We start from the raw sequence: 18,641 nt of genomic DNA, 5'->3' as shown, positions 1-18,641 counted from the left end.
CACGTTTTCTGGAAGGCGACTGAGCCTTCAGAATATCTGACCCTACATAAAGGAGTTTGCGATGCGTTATGCACATCCCGGTACGCCCGGCGCTTTGGTTTCATTCCAGGCGATTTACGGCAACTACATTGCGGGCAAATTCGTCGAGCCGCTCAGCGGCCAATACTTCACTAACACCTCGCCAGTGAATGGCAGCGATATCGCGCAGTTCCCGCGTTCGGATGCGCGCGATATCGATTTAGCGTTGGATGCGGCGCATCAGGCGGCCGATGCCTGGGGAAAAACCAGCGTGCAGCATCGCGCCAACATCCTGTTGCAGGTGGCGGATCGCATTGAGGCCAATCTCGAAAAACTGGCGGTAGCGGAGAGCTGGGATAACGGTAAACCGATTCGCGAAACCCTGAACGCCGATCTTCCGCTGGCGGTGGATCACTTCCGTTACTTCGCCGGTTGCCTGCGTGCGCAAGAGGGCAGCACCGCGGAGATCGATGAAACCACCGTGGCATATCACTTTCATGAACCGCTCGGCGTGGTTGGGCAAATCATTCCGTGGAACTTCCCGCTGTTAATGGCGGCGTGGAAACTGGCGCCAGCGCTGGCGGCGGGCAACTGTGTCGTGCTGAAACCGGCGGAACAGACGCCGCTGGGCATTACGCTGCTGATGGAGGTGATTGGCGATCTCTTCCCGGCTGGCGTGTTGAATGTGGTGCAGGGCTTTGGTCGTGAAGCGGGTGAAGCGCTGGCGACCAGCAAACGCATCGCCAAAATCGCCTTTACCGGTTCAACGCCGGTGGGGCGCCACATTATGGCCTGCGCTGCTGAAAACATCATTCCCTGTACCGTCGAGCTGGGCGGCAAGTCGCCGAATATCTACTTCGCTGATGTGATGGATGGTGAGGACGAGTTTATTGAGAAGGCGGTGGAAGGTTTAGTACTCGGTTTCTTCAATCAGGGTGAAGTCTGTACCTGTCCATCGCGCGCCTTGATTCATGAATCGATCTATCAACCCTTTATGGATCGCGTGATGGCCAAGGTGGCGAACATCCGTCGCGGCGATCCGCTCGATAGCGACACCATGATTGGTGCACAGGCTTCACGCCAGCAATTCGATAAAATCCTGTCGTATATCAACATCGCACGCGACGAAGGCGGGCGAATTCTCACCGGTGGCGATCGCGCCAGCATGGCCACCGAGCTGAATGATGGATTCTACATTCAGCCGACCTTAATCAAAGGAACCAACCAGATGCGCTGTTTCCAGGAGGAGATTTTTGGGCCGGTGATTGGTGTTACCACCTTTAAGGATGAGGCAGAAGCGCTCGCCATCGCCAACGAAACCCAGTTCGGTCTTGGTGCGGGCGTGTGGACGCGCGATACCAATCTGGCTTATCGCATGGGACGCGGCATCAAAGCCGGGCGCGTCTGGACCAACTGTTATCACATCTATCCCGCTCACGCGGCATTCGGCGGTTACAAGCAGTCGGGTGTAGGCCGTGAGACGCACAAAATGGCGCTCAGCGCCTATCAACAAACCAAAAATCTGCTGGTTAGCTATGGCACCGCGCCTTTGGGCCTGTTCTAAGTCCGCATCCGTTCAAATGGAGAGTGAAAGATGAATATGCAAATCAAAACCACCATGAAAGCCGCTGTTGTGAAGGCTTTTGGTGAACCGTTAGTGATTGAGCAGGTGCCGGTGCCGCAGGTCGGGCCGGGGCAGATTTTAGTGAAAATTGCGGCTACCGGCGTGTGCCATACCGATCTTCACGCGGCCGAAGGCGACTGGCCGATTAAACCCAATCCGCCGTTTATTCCGGGCCACGAAGGTGTGGGCCAGGTTGTGGCGCTCGGCGAGGGCGTTAAGCACCTGAAAATGGGCGATCGCGTCGGTGTGCCATGGCTCTATTCGGCGTGCGGTCACTGCGAACACTGTCTCGATAGCTGGGAAACGCTGTGTCTGTCGCAGCAAAATGCCGGTTACTCAGTGAATGGCAGCTTCGCGGAATACTGCCTCGCCGATGCCAACTATGTCGGCATCATTCCAGATAACGTCGATTACAACGAAATCGCGCCGATCCTCTGTGCCGGCGTCACCGTGTATAAAGGGCTGAAAATGACCGACTCCAAACCCGGCGATTGGGTGGTGATTTCCGGTATTGGCGGTTTAGGGCATATGGCGGTGCAGTACGCGGTTGCCATGGGTCTGAACGTGGCGGCGGTGGATATTGATGATGAGAAACTGGCGTTCGCTAAACGTCTCGGTGCCAGCGTGGTGGCGAATGCGAAAAATGTCGATCCGGCCAAGGTGTTCCAGGAGAGTTTTGGCGGTGCGCATGGCGTGCTGGTCACGGCGGTTTCACCAAAAGCGTTCGAACAGGCGATTGGTACGCTGCGTCGTGGCGGCACCATGGTGCTGAACGGTTTGCCGCCGGGCAAATTCGATCTGTCGATTTTCGATATGGTGTTGGACGGCATTACGGTGCGCGGTTCCATCGTCGGGACGCGCAAAGATCTGCAGGAAGCGCTGGATTTCGCCGGTCGTCACAAGGTGAAAGCCACCGTAGCGGTAGAACCGCTGACTAACATCAACGATATCTTCGCGCGGATGCACGCTGGCAAGATTGAAGGGCGCATCGTGGTGGATATGTCGCTGTAACAAAAAGCCCGACGCAATGGTCGGGCTGGTCATTTAGCAGCTGGCGAGCAGCGCTTCGAGTTCGACGCGGCTCGTCACTTTACTGTCGATTTTGATGTAAGCACTTTTCTCTTCTGGCACGATAAACACCGACGCCACGCCGGGCTGCGCTTTCAAACGCTTCTCCAGATTCGGCACCGCCAGCACCGCATCGCTGAGCATAATGCGCAGGCTGCTGACGTAAGGCGGTTCCTGCATCGACATCGCCACAAACAGCCAGGCAGCCGCGACAATCGCACCGACCAGGAACACGGTTTGAGCATCAACATGACCGAAGATCCAACCGCCCATGCTGCCGCCAATCGCCACACCAATGAACTGGCTGGTGGAGTAGATGCCCATCGCGGTGCCTTTGTAGCCCGGCGGCGACTCTTTGCTGATCAGTGATGGCAGAATCGCTTCCATCAGGTTGAAGGCGAGGAAGAACAGCTGCACGCCAATCACCAGCGTCCAGAAGTGGCCTGCCGCGCCCCACAATACGATTTCTGCAATGATGATGATCGCCACGCAGCCGACAAACACGCGCTTCATGCGGCGCTTCACTTCGGCATAGATAATGAAAGGCACCACGGCAACAAAGGCCACCAACATCGTCACCAGATAGACTTTCCAGTGCTCGGCCGCCGATAAACCGGCTTGTTCAAACTGTCCCGGCAGCGCCACGAAGCTCGACATCAGCAGAATGTGCAGGCAGAGAATGCCGATATTCAGTTTTAACAGTTTTGGATTGGTCAACACCGCGCGGATACTGCCTTTCACCATGCCGGATTCGCGGTTCAATACGTGGTTTGGTGCGTTCGGCACCACTAATAAGGTGATGACGATGCCCAGCGTCGCGAGGATGGCGATCATCCAGAACAGCGCGTGCAAGCCGAGTGCGTGGGTGACAATCGGGCCAACTACCATCGCAATAGCAAAAGTTACGCCAAAGCTGATGCCGATAAACGCCATCGCCTTGGTGCGGTTTTGTTCACGGGTTAAATCTGACAGCAACGCCATTACCGCGGCGGCAATCGCGCCGGAGCCTTGTAACGCGCGGCCTAAAATCACGCCCCAAATGGTGTCGGAGGTGGCGGCGATAACGCTGCCGAAAACGAACAGCAGCAGCCCGCCAACGATTAGCGGCTTTCGGCCGACGCGATCGGAGAGCAGACCAAAAGGAATCTGGAAGATGGCTTGTGCCAAACCATAGATACCGATTGCGAACCCAATCAGTGTTTCACTGGCGCCCTGTAACGCCATGCCGTACGTGGTGAGTACCGGCAAGACCATAAACATTCCCAGCATGCGCAGGGAAAAAACGGTACCTAAACCCCATGTAGCACGAAGCTCTACTGGCGTCATTTTATTGTCGTTCATGTTTACCTCAAAATTATACTGCGCCCATTTTAGGCAGCAGGGCAGGGCGGGTAAAACATTTGTTCTTAAGCAGTGGTAACAAAAAGAAAGGGCGCGAAATTCGCGCCCTTTCTGGTTTTGCGGAGCTGAATTACCAGACGTAAGTCAGTAAATCTTTCGACGCTGGCGTCATGAAATCAACGGACATCATCACGCTCAGAGCGGTGATAGCGACAATCGAGAACACAAACAGTTTACGCGCCCAAACTTTATCGTTTGAGGTTTTGTAACCTGAAAGCGCCATGCCGAGCCACCACACGCTAACGGCCGCAGCCACCACCAGATATTTGTAGCCCGCGTAACCGCCAAGGGTCAGCATCAGCGTGGCAATCATGAACGCCAGGATATATAGCGTAATATGATTTTTTGCCACCGAAATGCCTTTCACCACTGGCAGAACCGGGATGTTGGCAGCCTGGTAATCTTTAAAGCGGAAGATGGCAATCGCATAGGAGTGCGGCATCTGCCACAGGCTAAAGATAGCCAGTAAAATCAACGCGCCAGCATCAAACTGGTTGGTCACTGCGCAGTAGCCAATCACCGGCGGCGCAGCGCCAGAGAGACTACCAATTAGCGTGCCGTAGACAGAGTTACGCTTCATATAGAGGCTATAAACGCCTACGTAAACCACGAAGCCCATCACCGCCAGCCACATGGCCAGCGGGTTAGCGCCAAAATACAGCAACGCAAAGCCAGCAATACCCAATGCGGTTGCATAAACCAGGCTTACTTTCGCCGAGATCAGGCCTTTGACCAGAACACGGTTCCGCGTTCTCTCCATTTTGATGTCGATATCGCGGTCAATCACGTTGTTGAAAACACAACCTGATGCGACAACCAGCGATACGCCAACCAGCGAGGCGAGAAACAGGGTGTAATCAATGCTGCCTTTCGAAGCCAGCAGGAATCCACCGATCACAGAAATTAAATTGCCGAAAATAATTCCTGGTTTTGTTACTTGCAGGTATTGCTTAATCATTACGCGACTCTTTAGTGGGCCATCATGTTGTAGTTGAGGTTCCACATAATCCACAGTGAGCCTACGACAACAATCAAGATGATGAGTGCTGAGAAGACAATGGCCACCATGTTCCAGCCACCTTCTGATTTGCTGTCTAAGTGCAGGAAGTAGACCAGGTGAACCAGCACCTGAACTACCGCACACACCAGAACCACACCCAGAATAGTGCCGTGTGAAGCGCCGCCATCCATGACCATCCAGAACGGAATACCGGTCAGGATGATGGAGAGGACGAAGCCGATCATGTAAGACTTCACGCTACCGTGAGAAGCGCCATGTTCGTTAACAGAATGACTCATTACATGGCTCCCATCAGGTAGACAACGGTGAATACGCAGATCCAAACCACATCCAGGAAGTGCCAGAACAAGCTCAGGCACATGATACGGGTGCGGTTGGTTGCAGTCAGACCACGTTTAGAAATCTGGAACATCATCACTGCCATCCAGATCAGGCCAGAGGTCACGTGCAGACCGTGCGTGCCGACCAGCGTAAAGAACGCTGACAGGAAGCCGCTGCGATCAGGACCGAAGCCTTCTTTGATCAGGTGATGGAATTCATAGATTTCCATGCCGATAAAGCCAGCACCGAACAGGAAGGTCAACGCTAACCAGCTGATGACCGAGCCCTTGTTCTGGTTGTTCATCGCAATCACTGCCATACCATAGGTAATGGAGCTGAGCAGCAGCAGCGCGGTTTCGACCAGAACGAACGGCAGTTCGAAGATGTCTTTACCTGCCGGGCCACCGGCAGTGTTATTGACCATAACTGCATAGGTCGCAAACAGGGTTGCGAAGATAATGCAGTCACTCATCAGGTAGATCCAGAAGCCAAAGACTTTATTGGCTCCTGCATCGTGATGCCCATGCTCCGCATGGGCGTCGTGGTGGTGTTTTGCAGTTTCAGTTGACATTATTTCAGACCTGCTTTGCTGATTTCGTCAAAGTGCTTCTTCTCGATCTGCTCGACTTCAGCAACCGGTACGTAGTAATCCACGTCTTCATCGAAGCTCTTCACAATCCAGGTGATGATGGTGCCCACGAAGGTGAGGCCAGCCAGCCACCAGATATGCCAGATCATGGCGAAACCGAATACAGTCATCAGAGCCGCGATAACAACAGCTGCGCCACTGTTTTTCGGCATATGAATTTCTTCATATTTTTCTGGCTGCTTGTACGCTTCGCCTTTCTCTTTCATTTCCCAGAACGCATCGCGCTCATGGATATGCGGGATAACAGCAAAGTTGTAGAACGGCGGCGGTGAAGAGGTTGCCCACTCCAGCGTACGTCCACCCCACGGGTCACCGGTCAGATCACGGTTCTGGTCGCGGTCACGCACAGAAACGTAGAACTGGGTAACCTGGCACAGGATACCGCAAGCGATCAGCGCCGCACCGCCTGCTGCAACCACCAGCAGTGAGTGGAACTGAGGATCGATATCCTGGCTGATACGACGCGTCATGCCCATGAAGCCCAGCGCATACAGCGGCATGAATGCCACGAAGAAGCCGATGATCCAGAACCAGAACGCGCGGATACCCCATTTTTCATTCAGCGTGAAGCCGAACGCTTTCGGGAACCAGTAGGTCACGCCAGCCATACAACCGAACACCACACCACCGATAATCACGTTATGGAAGTGCGCGATCAGGAACAGGCTGTTGTGCAGAATGAAGTCCGCACCTGGAACCGCCAGCAGAACACCTGTCATACCACCAATAGAGAAGGTAACCAGGAAGCCGATGGTCCACAGCATCGCTGAGTGGAACTCAACGCGACCCTGATACATGGTGAACAGCCAGTTGAAGATTTTCACGCCGGTCGGGATAGCGATGATCATCGTCATGATACCGAAGAAGGCGTTTACGTTCGCGCCCGCACCCATGGTGAAGAAGTGGTGCAGCCAAACAATGAACGACAGAACGGTAATCGCGATGGTCGCCCACACCAGAGAGGTGTAACCGAACAGACGCTTTTTAGAGAAGGTCGCCGTGACTTCAGCGAAGACACCAAACACCGGCAGAACCAGGATGTACACTTCCGGGTGACCCCAGACCCAAATCAGGTTGACGTACATCATCATGTTACCGCCCATTTCATTGGTGAAGAAATGGAAGCCAAGGTAACGGTCAAGCGTCAACAGTGCCAGCGTAACGGTCAGTACCGGGAACGCAGCGATGATCAGGACGTTAGTACACAGTGATGCCCAGGTGAATACCGGCATTTTGAACAGGTCCATGCCCGGCGCACGCATCTTCAGAATGGTAACGAAGAAGTTGATACCGGTCAGTGTCGTACCGATACCGGACAGCTGGAGACTCCAGATCCAGTAATCGACCCCGACGCCAGGACTGTACTCCGCACCCGAAAGCGGCGGATAAGCCAACCAGCCGGTCTGTGCGAACTCGCCCACACCCAGAGAGATGTTCACCAGGATCACACCGATCGCGGTAAACCAGAAGCTCAGGTTGTTCAGGAACGGGAAGGCAACGTCACGAGCACCGATTTGCAGCGGTACCGCGATGTTCATCAGACCTACCACGAACGGCATCGCCACGAAGAAGATCATGATCACGCCGTGAGCGGTGAAGATCTGGTCGTAGTGGTGCGGCGGTAGTATGCCGGCTTCCCCAGCGGAAGCCATCACTTGTTGGGTACGCATCATTACCGCATCGGCAAAGCCGCGCAGCAACATGACGAAAGCCATGATGATGTACATGATACCCAGTTTTTTGTGGTCAATGGAGGTGAACCATTCTGACCACAGGTACTGCCACTTACCAAAGTAGGTAATCGCAGCAACCAGCGCCAGACCACCTAAGATGATAGCGGCGACCGTAACCACGATAATGGGTTCGTGGTATGGCACTGCATCCAGTGTTAATTTTCCGAACATCGTATTATTCCTCGGCTCCCGCGGAAGCGGCGTGACTCATGTCCATGCCTTTATGTTCTGGCATGTCCATCTTCCCGTGGCTCATCATGAACTTATCAATTACTTGCTTGAACAGTTCTGGATTTGCCGTTGAGAAATATTCCACCGGGTGATTTTCGCTTGGCGTAGCCAGTTTCTCGAAATCATCCATGGTGTTCAGCGCGTTAGGTGCCGCTTTAACTTTGGCAACCCACTGCTGGAATTCCGCATCGTCTTTAGTTGCAATGGCTTTGAACTTCATGCCAGAGAAACCACGACCACTGAAGTTCGCAGAGATACCGTCAAATGTTCCTGGCTCGTTGGCGATCAGATGCAATTTGGTCTGCATACCGGCCATCGCATAAATCTGGCTGCCGAGAGTAGGAATAAAGAAGGAGTTCATCACGGAGTTGGAGGTGATCTTGAAGTTCACCGGAGTGTTTGCCGGGAAGGCAATCTGGTTGACGGTTGCAATACCCTGTTCCGGGTAAATGAACAGCCATTTCCAGTCCAGTGCCACTACGTCGATCTCAACCGGTTTAACGTCAGAAACCAGCGGTTTGCTCGGCTCCAGCGCGTGGGTTGATTTCCAGGTCAAAACGCCGAGGAAGATAATGATCAGGATCGGAATGGTCCAGACCACGGCTTCCACTTTGTTTGAGTGTGACCAGTTAGGGCTATATGTTGCGTTAGTATTGGTTGCCCGATATTTCCAGGCAAAGAATACTGCCATGAAGACTGCCGGGATAACTACGATCATCATCAAGCCGAAAGCTGTCAGAATCAACGAACGTTGCTCCAGTGCAATCTGTCCTTTGGGATTTAACAACGCACTATCGCAGCCACTGAGTAATACAGCGCCTGCAATTAATGACAAAATCCCCAAACTTTTATTGTATTTACTGAGTCTCATTTAACGACCTCAATGACAAAGGGCTCTATTGTCGTTTAAGTGTGCGCGCATTTTACGGGAAGGTTTATGCAGTGTAAACCAGCTTAAGGATGTGTCAGAAGGCTGTTGACACCTTTTGCTAAGGGTGTCACAGATGTTACGCAGGGTGACAAATTATTAACTGCGACAAGCAGTTGGCATCAATATAACAAAAACCAATGGTAGAAACCGCAGAAAAATCAGGGAAAGTATAAACCGTACTCTTAATACTCATTTATTTAACATTTCTGCATCATTTCGGCGATGACTTTTATACAAAGTAATTGCGCACCGGATTTAAATATCCGCTCGCAGTTGTTAATTTAATGTTTCTAATTCGCTTTAAAAAAATGCTATTGGGAAAATGAGCAACTGATATTTTTACCCCATTATTTCGTTATGAAAATTGGCTTACTCAACCCAGATTTTCCCGCGCCGCTTTTTTTAATGCCAAACTATCCAAAATAACACCGAGTGCGACCGCCAACAGCGCAAATGCCATGCCGGCTTCAAACATTGGCGTAAGTAGCGCATCAATCTGCACAACGCCGCTGGCGTTAAGGGCTAAAGCCAGTAACCACAAGGCCAGTAAGCCGCAGCCGATGCTAAACAGACGCACCGTCCAGCGGTAACCTTGCGGCCACAAGCTGCGCATCACAAACTCTCCGCTTTGCTGCATGCTATGCAAAGTGCCGCGACACAGCCATAACAGCAGTAATCCCGGTACGCCAGCAAACACGGTGAAAGCATAGAAGGTGGGCCAGCCCCACATTTCGACCAGCCAACCTGCGGCGGGACCGACGTAAACGCGGCCCACGGCGGAGAGGGCAGAGAGCAGTGCGAACTGCGTCGCCGAGAAGGATTTGTTGCACAATGTCATCAGCAACGCGACAAAGGCCGCGGTGCCCATGCCGCCGCACAGGTTTTCAATGAAGACCGCGCTAGCCATGCTCCACAAGTGCGGTGGCGTTACCGCCAGCAACCAGTAAGCAAAATTCGACACCGCTTGCAGCACGCCAAAAATCATCAGGGCGCGGAACAAACTCAGGCGCTGCATCAGCACGCCGCCATACAGCGCACCAATAATGGTGGCCAACAAACCCAGCGTTTTGTTCACCAGACCGACATCGCCCGCGCTAAAGCCGACGCCGCGAATCAGGAAGGTGGTGGTGAGCGAGGCGGCAAATGCATCGCCAAGCTTGTAAAGGATAATCAGTGTGATCAGCAGCCAGGCATTGTTACGCTGGAAGAAGTCTTTCAGCGGGAATGTCACGGCCTGGCGTAGCGAGTGTGGTTCGCTCGCCGGCGCCACCGGTTCTTTCGCCAGCAACGTGGCGATCAGGCCCGGCACCATCAGCAACGCCATCAGCCAGTAAGTGGCTTGCCAGCCGAGATAGCGATCCGCAATCCACAGCGCCAGTCCGCCTGAAATCAACATCGCCAGACGATAGCCCAGCACGGTGATTGCCGCGCCGCTGCCACGCTCCTCCGGCGGCAGCACATCGGTTTTCCAGGCATCGAACACGATATCCTGCGAAGCCGAACAGAAGGCAACCAGCACCGCCAGCGCGGCCAGCAGCGTTAAGTCACGCGGAGGCTGCATAAAGCCCATGGCAATAATGCCACCTATCAGCGCCAGCTGCGTGACCAGCAGCCAGCCGCGACGGCGGCCAAGAAACGGTGGCGTATAGCGATCCATCATCGGTGACCACAGGAACTTAAACACGTAAGCCTGACCGACAAGGGAGAAGAAACCGATGGTTTTCAGGTCAACATTCTCTACCGTCATCCACGCTTGTAACGTCCCGGCGGTTAACGCCAGCGGTAAGCCTGAGGCAAAACCCAGCAGCAGCAATACCGCCGCATTACGTTGGGTAAAAATACGCAGATAGTGAGATGTCATAGCCAACCTGAAATGAAGCCCGGCTGAGAGTCGCCGGGCAAATTACTGCGGAAATTAGCGGGCGTTCTGCTTAATGAAGTTGTGAACGCTGGTGTCCTGCGCCATATCAGCAATCACGTCACTCAGGGTTGAGTTAACCGCGTTGGTGATCTTCGCGTTGGTGGCGGTAAACGCGCCTTCTACGCTGTAAGTCTGGCGATAGTTTTTCACCTGCTTGTTACCGTTTTTCGCGGTGGCGATGATGGAAATATCCGCCTTGGTGGTAATGCTGTAGCGCACGTTGCCTTGGGTCACATCCGCATACAGACCATTCACCACGATCTGCAGATCAACGGCACCGCTCGGGCCGATCATGTAGCCGCGTGACGTCATCTGCTTCTCTAACACTTCCTGCAGCAGGAAGCGCAAATCGCGTGATGGTGTCAGCGTGATCAACTGACCGTCGCGGTTTACTTTGGCCAGCGCCTGATCGGAACGTTGATCGGCACCGTTAACGCTGATGGTGACGCCCATCAGGCTTGGATCTTGCTGCGGTAATTGAATCTTCGGCTGAATATCCAATGTGGTGTTGTTGCTGGCACAGCCGGCCAAAATAAATGCAGCCAGCAGAGGGTATAACAGTTTTTTCAACATACTCATTCTCGTTAGCATATGGGTTGGTTTGCAAAACTGCGGCCATCATAGCATTGCGCAGCGGTGAAAAAAGCCCCGGGCCAATGGAAATTGATTGTAAAGGCTTTTTTCGGACAGGATGAAACGCCAGCCGGTTGACCTGAGAGATAAGCAAGTTACTATGCGCAGCGCTGGCGGATTTATTTACGGCCAACCTGCGGAAGCGGTGAAAAACCTACTAATATTTAAACAGATGGGCACAGCGCTCGCCGGAAAGGAGTGTTAATCATGATTCGCGAACAAATAGAAGAAAAGTTGCGTAACGCTTTCGAGCCTGCACATCTTGAAGTGCATGATGAAAGCTACCGTCATAACGTGCCCGCCGGTTCTGAAAGTCACTTTAAAGTGGTGATTGTCAGCGATCGATTTACCGGTCAGCGCTTTCTGCAACGTCATCGCGCTATTTATGGCGAATTGGCAACCGAATTAGCGGGCAGCGTACACGCGCTGGCACTGCATACCTACACGCAAAAAGAGTGGGATGGATTACAGGATACGGTTTTGGCCTCGCCGAATTGTCGCGGCGCGGGAACGCTCGCCTGAATTCCCTTTTTACTCATCCTTAAAAACGGCCTGCGGGCCGTTTTCTTTTCATTTATTACACTCAAACGCGATCTACGGCGCAAAAAAGCAGCAAAACCGCTAAAAAGTGGTGAGTTTGCAGCCTCGACTCATTCCAGCGATGCCGCTATAATGCTGCGTCTATTTTTCCGGAATGTCTTCGGGACGCTTCTGGTGACAGGGATTTGGTTCTGCCTGCAGAGGCCGTCCCGGTTGTTGGATACGGCGCATTTTATGTGTGGTGTCTGAAGTTGACCGAGCACGTGATTTTTTGAGGTAACAAGATGACAGTTTCAGTAGAAACCACTCAGGGTCTGGGCCGTCGCATTTCGATTACTGTTGCAGCTGACAGCATCGAAAGCGCAGTGAAGAAAGAACTGGTGGAAGTGGCTAAGAAAGTCCGTATCGACGGTTTCCGTAAAGGCAAAGTGCCGGCACACATCATTTCTCAGCGCTACGGTGCTTCTGTTCGCCAGGACGTGCTGGGCGAGCTGATGACGCGCAACTTCGTTGACGCCATCATCAAAGAGAAAATCAATCCGGCTGGCGCACCAAACTATGTGCCGGGCGAATATAAAGAAGGCGAAGACTTCACCTACGCGGTTGAGTTCGAAGTGTATCCAGAAGTTGAGCTGAAAGGCCTGGATGCAATCGAAGTTGAGAAGCCAGTGGTAGAAGTGACAGACGCTGACGTTGATACCATGCTGGAAACCCTGCAGAAGCAGCAGGCGACCTGGAAAGAGAGCGATGCCGCAGCGACAGCTGAAGATCGCGCGACCATCGACTTCAGCGGTTCTGTTGACGGCGAAGAGTTTGAAGGCGGCAAAGCCTCTGACTTCGTGCTGGCAATGGGCCAGGGCCGTATGATCCCAGGCTTCGAAGAGGGCGTTGTTGGCCACAAAGCCGGCGAAACCTTCACTATCGACGTGAAATTCCCAGACGATTACCATGCAGAAAACCTGAAAGGGAAAGATGCGAAGTTCGAAATCGTGCTGAAGAAAGTTGAAACTCGCGAACTGCCAGAGCTGACTGAAGAGTTCATCAAGCGCTTTGGCGTAGAAGATGGTTCAGTTGCCGGTCTGCGTGCTGAAGTGCGTAAGAACATGGATCGCGAGCTGAAAGGTGCTATCCGTAACCGCGTCAAGACGCAGGCAATCGACGGTCTGGTTAACGCCAACGACATCGATGTTCCGGTTGCGCTGATCGACAGCGAAATTGACGTTCTGCGTCGTCAGGCTGCACAGCGTTTTGGTGGCAACGAGAAGCAAGCGCTGGAACTGCCACGCGAACTGTTCGAAGAGCAGGCTAAACGTCGCGTCGTTGTGGGTCTGCTGTTGGGCGAAGTGATTCGTATCAACGAACTGCAGGCTGACGAAGAACGCGTTAAAACGCTGATCGAAGAGATGGCCTCTGCGTACGAAGATCCGCAAGAAGTGATCGAGTTCTACAGCAAGAACAGCGAGCTGATGAACAACATGCGCAACGTGGCTCTGGAAGAGCAAGCGGTTGAAGCGGTACTGGCGAAAGCGAAAGTGACCGATAAAGCCACTAACTTCCAGGAACTGATGAACCAGACCTCTGCGGCCTGATTCATTCGTTAACCGTTAGTGCTAAGCCCGTGACTGAAAAGTCGCGGGCTTTTTCGTTTCTGGCGCCAAATACACCGATTTGCCCTCTATTTGCTTAATTAATCGGCAAATTATCCGCTAAGCTCTTTTTCCGTGTTAGCGAATGGGCAAAAGGTTGTTATGCTTGAAACAACTGGGCAGCATCCCCAGATACAGGGAGAATGCATGAAAACAGTGAGACTGACTGATTAACCGTCTTGTTACTGCGGAGTGAGACTGCAGCGCATAGTTTTCCCGGCGCGCCTCACGTAAAATCGGTACACAATGTTGCCAATGAAATTTATCAGGAGACGGTAATGTCATACAGTGGCGATCGTGAATTTACTGCACCGCACATGGCGCTGGTGCCAATGGTGGTCGAACAAACCTCGCGCGGCGAGCGTTCTTACGACATCTACTCTCGCCTGCTCAAAGAGCGTGTGATCTTCCTGACTGGTCAGGTTGAAGATCATATGGCTAACCTGATCGTGGCGCAGATGCTGTTTCTGGAAGCTGAGAATCCTGAAAAAGACATTTATCTCTACATTAACTCGCCAGGCGGCGTGATTACTGCTGGGATGTCGATTTATGACACAATGAAGTTTATCAAGCCGGATGTCAGCACCATCTGTATGGGGCAGGCTTGTTCAATGGGTGCGTTCCTGCTGACAGCAGGCACCAAAGGTAAACGCTTCTGCCTGCCTAATTCACGTGTGATGATTCATCAGCCGTTGGGCGGCTATCAGGGTCAGGCGACGGATATTGAAATCCATGCGCGCGAAATCCTGAAAGTGAAGCAGCGCATGAATGAGCTGATGGCTGAGCACACTGGCAAATCGCTGGAAGAGATTGAACGCGACACTGAGCGCGATCGTTTCCTCTCTGCGGGCGAAGCGGTTGAGTACGGTTTGGTTGACTCAATCCTGACGCATCGCCAATAAGACACATCTGTCTGCCCCTTACGCTATAGTTAACGGGTAGCAGGCAGATGGGTTGAATGCATATCGGCCGTTGATGTACGGCCAGCGCCGTACAACAAATTTGGTCTGAGAAAGAAAAGAGGTTAGCTGATGACAGATAAGCGCAAAGACGGTTCAGGTAAGTTGCTGTACTGCTCTTTCTGCGGCAAAAGCCAGCATGAAGTCCGTAAGCTAATTGCCGGGCCGTCAGTGTACATTTGCGATGAGTGCGTTGATCTTTGCAACGACATCATTCGCGAAGAGATTAAGGAAGTTGCGCCGCATCGCGAGCGTAGCTCACTGCCGACGCCGCATGAAATCCGCCATCACCTTGATGACTATGTTATTGGTCAGGAAAGGGCGAAGAAAGTGCTGGCAGTAGCGGTGTATAACCACTACAAACGCCTGCGCAATGGCGATACCAGCAACGGTATTGAACTGGGCAAAAGTAACATTTTGCTTATCGGTCCAACCGGTAGCGGTAAAACACTGTTGGCCGAAACGCTGGCGCGCTTGCTGGATGTGCCCTTCACGATGGCGGATGCCACCACGCTGACCGAAGCGGGTTATGTGGGTGAAGACGTTGAAAACATCATCCAGAAGCTGCTGCAGAAGTGTGATTACGACGTGCAGAAAGCGCAGCGCGGCATTGTCTACATCGATGAAATCGACAAGATTTCTCGTAAGTCTGACAACCCGTCGATCACCCGTGACGTCTCGGGCGAAGGCGTACAGCAAGCGCTGTTGAAACTGATTGAAGGCACCGTGGCTGCCGTACCGCCGCAGGGCGGACGTAAACATCCGCAGCAGGAGTTCTTGCAGGTTGATACCTCCAAGATTCTGTTTATCTGTGGTGGCGCATTCGCCGGTCTCGACAAGGTGATCTCCCAGCGTGTTGAAACCGGGTCCGGCATCGGCTTCGGCGCAACCGTGAAGGGCAAATCCCAGAAGGCTAGTGAAGGCGAATTGCTGTCTCAGGTTGAGCCAGAAGATTTGATCAAGTTTGGCCTGATTCCTGAGTTCATCGGTCGTTTGCCGGTTGTGGCAACGCTAAGCGAACTTAGTGAAGAAGCGCTAATTCAGATCCTGCGTGAGCCGAAGAATGCGCTGACCAAACAGTATCAGGCGCTGTTCAATCTGGAAGGCGTAGAACTGGAATTCCGCGACGAAGCCTTAACGGCAATCGCTAAAAAAGCGATGTCACGTAAAACCGGTGCGCGTGGTCTGCGTTCTATCGTTGAAGGTGCGTTACTTGAAACTATGTACGACCTGCCTTCGATGGATGACGTTGAAAAAGTGGTGATTGATGAATCAGTCATTGAAGGTCAATCCGAGCCGATGTTGATTTATGGAAAGCATGAAGCCCAGGCTTCTGGTGAATAAATAAACAATTGCACCACGTTGTTATCTTAAAAAAGGGGAAAAATCTTTCCCCTTTTGTTTTTCTCTCGCCAGTGACATTGAATGTCGTATAAGCATCCCCATATACTCAATATCCTGTGGGTTTAACTGCAAAACCTCTATTGCGCGGTACCCATCACCTGGCGGACATTAAACTAAGAGAGAGCTCTATGAATCCTGAGCGTTCTGAACGCATTGAAATCCCCGTGTTGCCGTTGCGCGACGTGGTGGTTTATCCGCACATGGTAATTCCGTTGTTTGTTGGCCGGGAAAAATCGATTCGGTGCCTCGAAGCCGCGATGGATCATGATAAAAAGATCATGCTGGTTGCACAGAAAGAGGCTTCAACGGATGAACCTGGCATTAACGATCTCTTCTCAGTAGGGACCGTCGCTTCTGTATTGCAGATGCTGAAACTTCCAGATGGCACGGTAAAAGTGCTGGTCGAAGGTTTACAGCGCGCGCACATCACCACGCTGGCTGATAATGGCGACCATTTTGTTGCCCAGGCCGAATACCTTGTCTCGCCAGAAATTGAAGAGCGCGAGCAGGAAGTGCTGGTGCGCACGGCCATCAACCAGTTTGAAGGCTACATCAAGCTCAATAAAAAAATCCCACCTGAGGTCTTAACCTCCCTCAACAGCATCGACGATGCGGCTCGTCTGGCCGATACCGTCGCAGCGCATATGCCGCTGAAACTGGCTGATAAACAGTCCGTGCTGGAGATGTCCGACGTCAATGAACGTCTGGAATATCTGATGGCGATGATGGAATCAGAAATCGATCTGCTGCAGGTTGAGAAGCGCATTCGCAACCGCGTTAAAAAGCAGATGGAAAAAAGCCAGCGTGAGTACTATCTGAATGAGCAAATGAAAGCCATTCAGAAAGAGCTGGGCGAAATGGATGATGCGCCGGATGAGTACGAGGCGCTGAAACGTAAGATTGAAGCGGCCAAAATGCCGACCGAAGCGCGTGAAAAAGCCGAAGCTGAGCTGCAGAAGCTGAAGATGATGTCGCCGATGTCTGCAGAAGCGACCGTGGTGCGTGGCTACATCGACTGGATGGTTCAGGTTCCGTGGGTGGCGCGCAGCAAGGTGAAAAAAGACCTGCGTAAAGCGCAGGAAACGCTGGATATCGACCATTACGGACTGGAGCGCGTCAAAGATCGCATCCTTGAGTATCTTGCGGTGCAAAGTCGCGTTAGCAAAATCAAAGGCCCAATTCTGTGCCTAGTTGGACCGCCGGGCGTGGGTAAAACCTCGCTGGGACAGTCGATTGCTAAGGCCACCGGACGTAAATACGTGCGTATGGCGCTGGGTGGCGTGCGTGATGAAGCGGAAATCCGCGGACATCGTCGTACCTACATCGGTTCTATGCCTGGCAAGCTGATCCAGAAAATGGCGAAAGTGGGCGTCAAAAACCCGCTGTTCCTGCTGGATGAGATCGACAAAATGTCTTCTGACATGCGTGGCGATCCGGCTTCAGCGCTGCTTGAGGTGCTGGATCCTGAGCAGAACATCGCGTTTAACGATCACTATCTGGAAGTGGATTACGATCTCTCTGACGTTATGTTCGTGGCGACCTCAAACTCCATGAACATCCCAGCACCGTTGCTTGACCGTATGGAAGTGATTCGTCTCTCCGGTTACACCGAAGATGAAAAGCTGAACATCGCGAAGCAACATTTGCTGCCGAAGCAGATTGAACGTAATGCGCTGAAAGAGAAAGAGATCACCGTCGACGACAGCGCGATTGTTGGCATCATCCGCTATTACACGCGTGAAGCGGGCGTGCGTAGTCTGGAGCGCGAACTCTCCAAGCTGTGCCGTAAAGCAGTGAAGGCGCTGCTGATGGATAAGTCGAAAAAGCACATCGTGATCAATGGCGATAATCTCAAGGATTTCCTTGGCGTGCAGCGCTTTGATTATGGTCGCGCAGAGAGCGAAAGCCGTGTGGGTCAGGTGACCGGTCTGGCGTGGACGGAAGTGGGCGGCGATCTGCTGACCATTGAAACCGCCTGCGTACCAGGTAAAGGCAAGCTGACGTACACCGGTTCGCTGGGCGAAGTGATGCAGGAATCGATTCAGGCCGCGCTGACTGTGGTGCGCGCGCGTGCAGAGAAACTGGGCATCAACGGTGATTTCTACGAGAAACGCGATATCCACGTGCACGTACCAGAAGGTGCGACACCGAAAGATGGCCCGAGCGCAGGTATCGCGATGTGCACCGCGCTGGTGTCATGCTTAACCGGTAACCCGGTGCGTTCTGATGTCGCAATGACCGGTGAAATCACCCTGCGTGGTCTGGTTCTGCCGATTGGTGGCCTGAAAGAGAAGTTGCTGGCGGCACACCGTGGCGGCATCAAAACCGTGCTGATCCCAGACGAAAACAAGCGCGATCTGGAGGATATTCCCCAGAACGTGATTGCCGATCTCGAGATTCATCCGGTGAAGCGTATTGAAGAAGTGCTGAACCTGGCACTGGAAAATGCGCCTTACGGCATGCAGGTTGCGACCGCAAAATAGTGATTAGCGGCATAAACCGCTAAAAAGCGAAGCTGGCAGGCAAAATGGTGCTTGCCAG

General features: G+C 52.8%; 15 protein-coding genes. 7 read left to right on the top strand and 8 right to left on the bottom strand.

Annotated features, from left to right (window positions below):
• Nucleotides 1–61 precede the first annotated feature (61 nt).
• Both exaC and adhP read left to right on the top strand, forming a co-directional pair.
• On the top strand, nt 62–1,582 hold the full coding sequence (exaC, locus tag PZBJ_RS10465) for an acetaldehyde dehydrogenase ExaC (RefSeq protein ID WP_101762430.1): 1,521 nt from the start codon (nt 62–64) through the stop codon (nt 1,580–1,582).
• A gap of 30 nt (nt 1,583–1,612) precedes the next feature.
• Entirely contained in the window at nt 1,613–2,653 is a 1,041-nt protein-coding gene (gene adhP / locus PZBJ_RS10460) for an alcohol dehydrogenase AdhP (RefSeq protein WP_101762429.1), read from the top strand.
• A gap of 33 nt (nt 2,654–2,686) precedes the next feature.
• On the opposite strand, the gene PZBJ_RS10455 is transcribed toward adhP, so the two are convergent.
• The 8 genes from PZBJ_RS10455 to PZBJ_RS10420 all read right to left on the bottom strand — a co-directional run bounded on the left by PZBJ_RS10455 (nt 2,687) and on the right by PZBJ_RS10420 (nt 11,491).
• Nucleotides 2,687–4,051, bottom strand: coding sequence for an MFS transporter (locus tag PZBJ_RS10455; RefSeq protein WP_101762428.1), 1,365 nt, complete (start codon nt 4,049–4,051; stop codon nt 2,687–2,689).
• A 130-nt stretch (nt 4,052–4,181) separates the two neighbouring features.
• Complete coding sequence (gene cyoE / locus PZBJ_RS10450) at nt 4,182–5,069, bottom strand: heme o synthase (RefSeq protein ID WP_008103945.1); 888 nt, start codon at nt 5,067–5,069, stop codon at nt 4,182–4,184.
• Nucleotides 5,070–5,080: 11 nt separating this feature from the next.
• Nucleotides 5,081–5,410 (bottom strand): cytochrome o ubiquinol oxidase subunit IV, encoded by a 330-nt coding sequence (locus PZBJ_RS10445; protein WP_007886986.1) that lies wholly within the window; start codon nt 5,408–5,410, stop codon nt 5,081–5,083.
• The gene (locus tag PZBJ_RS10440) at nt 5,410–6,024 is read right to left on the bottom strand and encodes a cytochrome o ubiquinol oxidase subunit III (protein ID WP_007886985.1); all 615 of its coding nucleotides are present in this window, start codon (nt 6,022–6,024) and stop codon (nt 5,410–5,412) included. The genes PZBJ_RS10445 and PZBJ_RS10440 overlap by 1 nt, the downstream gene beginning before the upstream one ends.
• Nucleotides 6,024–8,006 carry a cytochrome o ubiquinol oxidase subunit I gene (gene cyoB, locus PZBJ_RS10435; RefSeq protein WP_101762427.1) on the bottom strand — a complete coding sequence of 661 codons (1,983 nt, stop codon included), beginning with the start codon at nt 8,004–8,006 and terminating at the stop codon, nt 6,024–6,026. The genes PZBJ_RS10440 and cyoB overlap by 1 nt, the downstream gene beginning before the upstream one ends.
• Before the next feature lie 4 nt (nt 8,007–8,010).
• Nucleotides 8,011–8,937: a cytochrome o ubiquinol oxidase subunit II gene (gene cyoA, locus PZBJ_RS10430; RefSeq protein WP_101762426.1), complete on the bottom strand. Its 927-nt coding sequence runs from the start codon at nt 8,935–8,937 to the stop codon at nt 8,011–8,013.
• A gap of 433 nt (nt 8,938–9,370) precedes the next feature.
• Nucleotides 9,371–10,858 (bottom strand): muropeptide MFS transporter AmpG, encoded by a 1,488-nt coding sequence (ampG, locus tag PZBJ_RS10425; protein ID WP_101762425.1) that lies wholly within the window; start codon nt 10,856–10,858, stop codon nt 9,371–9,373.
• 54 nt (nt 10,859–10,912) lie between these two features.
• Nucleotides 10,913–11,491: a lipoprotein gene (locus PZBJ_RS10420; RefSeq protein WP_101762424.1), complete on the bottom strand. Its 579-nt coding sequence runs from the start codon at nt 11,489–11,491 to the stop codon at nt 10,913–10,915.
• A gap of 267 nt (nt 11,492–11,758) precedes the next feature.
• Between PZBJ_RS10420 and bolA the strand changes: the two genes are divergently transcribed.
• From bolA to lon, 5 genes are all read left to right on the top strand, one after another.
• Nucleotides 11,759–12,073 carry a transcriptional regulator BolA gene (gene bolA, locus PZBJ_RS10415; protein ID WP_008103937.1) on the top strand — a complete coding sequence of 105 codons (315 nt, stop codon included), beginning with the start codon at nt 11,759–11,761 and terminating at the stop codon, nt 12,071–12,073.
• Nucleotides 12,074–12,375: 302 nt separating this feature from the next.
• Nucleotides 12,376–13,680, top strand: a complete 1,305-nt coding sequence (gene tig / locus PZBJ_RS10410; RefSeq protein WP_101762423.1) for a trigger factor — start codon at nt 12,376–12,378, stop codon at nt 13,678–13,680.
• Between the two features lie 335 nt (nt 13,681–14,015).
• Entirely contained in the window at nt 14,016–14,639 is a 624-nt protein-coding gene (gene clpP, locus PZBJ_RS10405) for an ATP-dependent Clp endopeptidase proteolytic subunit ClpP (protein WP_007886971.1), read from the top strand.
• A 129-nt stretch (nt 14,640–14,768) separates the two neighbouring features.
• On the top strand, nt 14,769–16,040 hold the full coding sequence (gene clpX / locus PZBJ_RS10400) for an ATP-dependent protease ATP-binding subunit ClpX (protein ID WP_008103932.1): 1,272 nt from the start codon (nt 14,769–14,771) through the stop codon (nt 16,038–16,040).
• 188 nt (nt 16,041–16,228) lie between these two features.
• Nucleotides 16,229–18,583: an endopeptidase La gene (lon, locus tag PZBJ_RS10395; protein WP_101762422.1), complete on the top strand. Its 2,355-nt coding sequence runs from the start codon at nt 16,229–16,231 to the stop codon at nt 18,581–18,583.
• Nucleotides 18,584–18,641 lie beyond the last annotated feature (58 nt).

Source organism: Pantoea endophytica, assembly GCF_002858935.1.
Lineage (GTDB): Bacteria > Pseudomonadota > Gammaproteobacteria > Enterobacterales > Enterobacteriaceae > Pantoea > Pantoea leporis.
The sequence above is the reverse complement of the archived record's forward strand: the minus strand, read 5'-3'. Positions and strand labels throughout refer to the sequence as shown.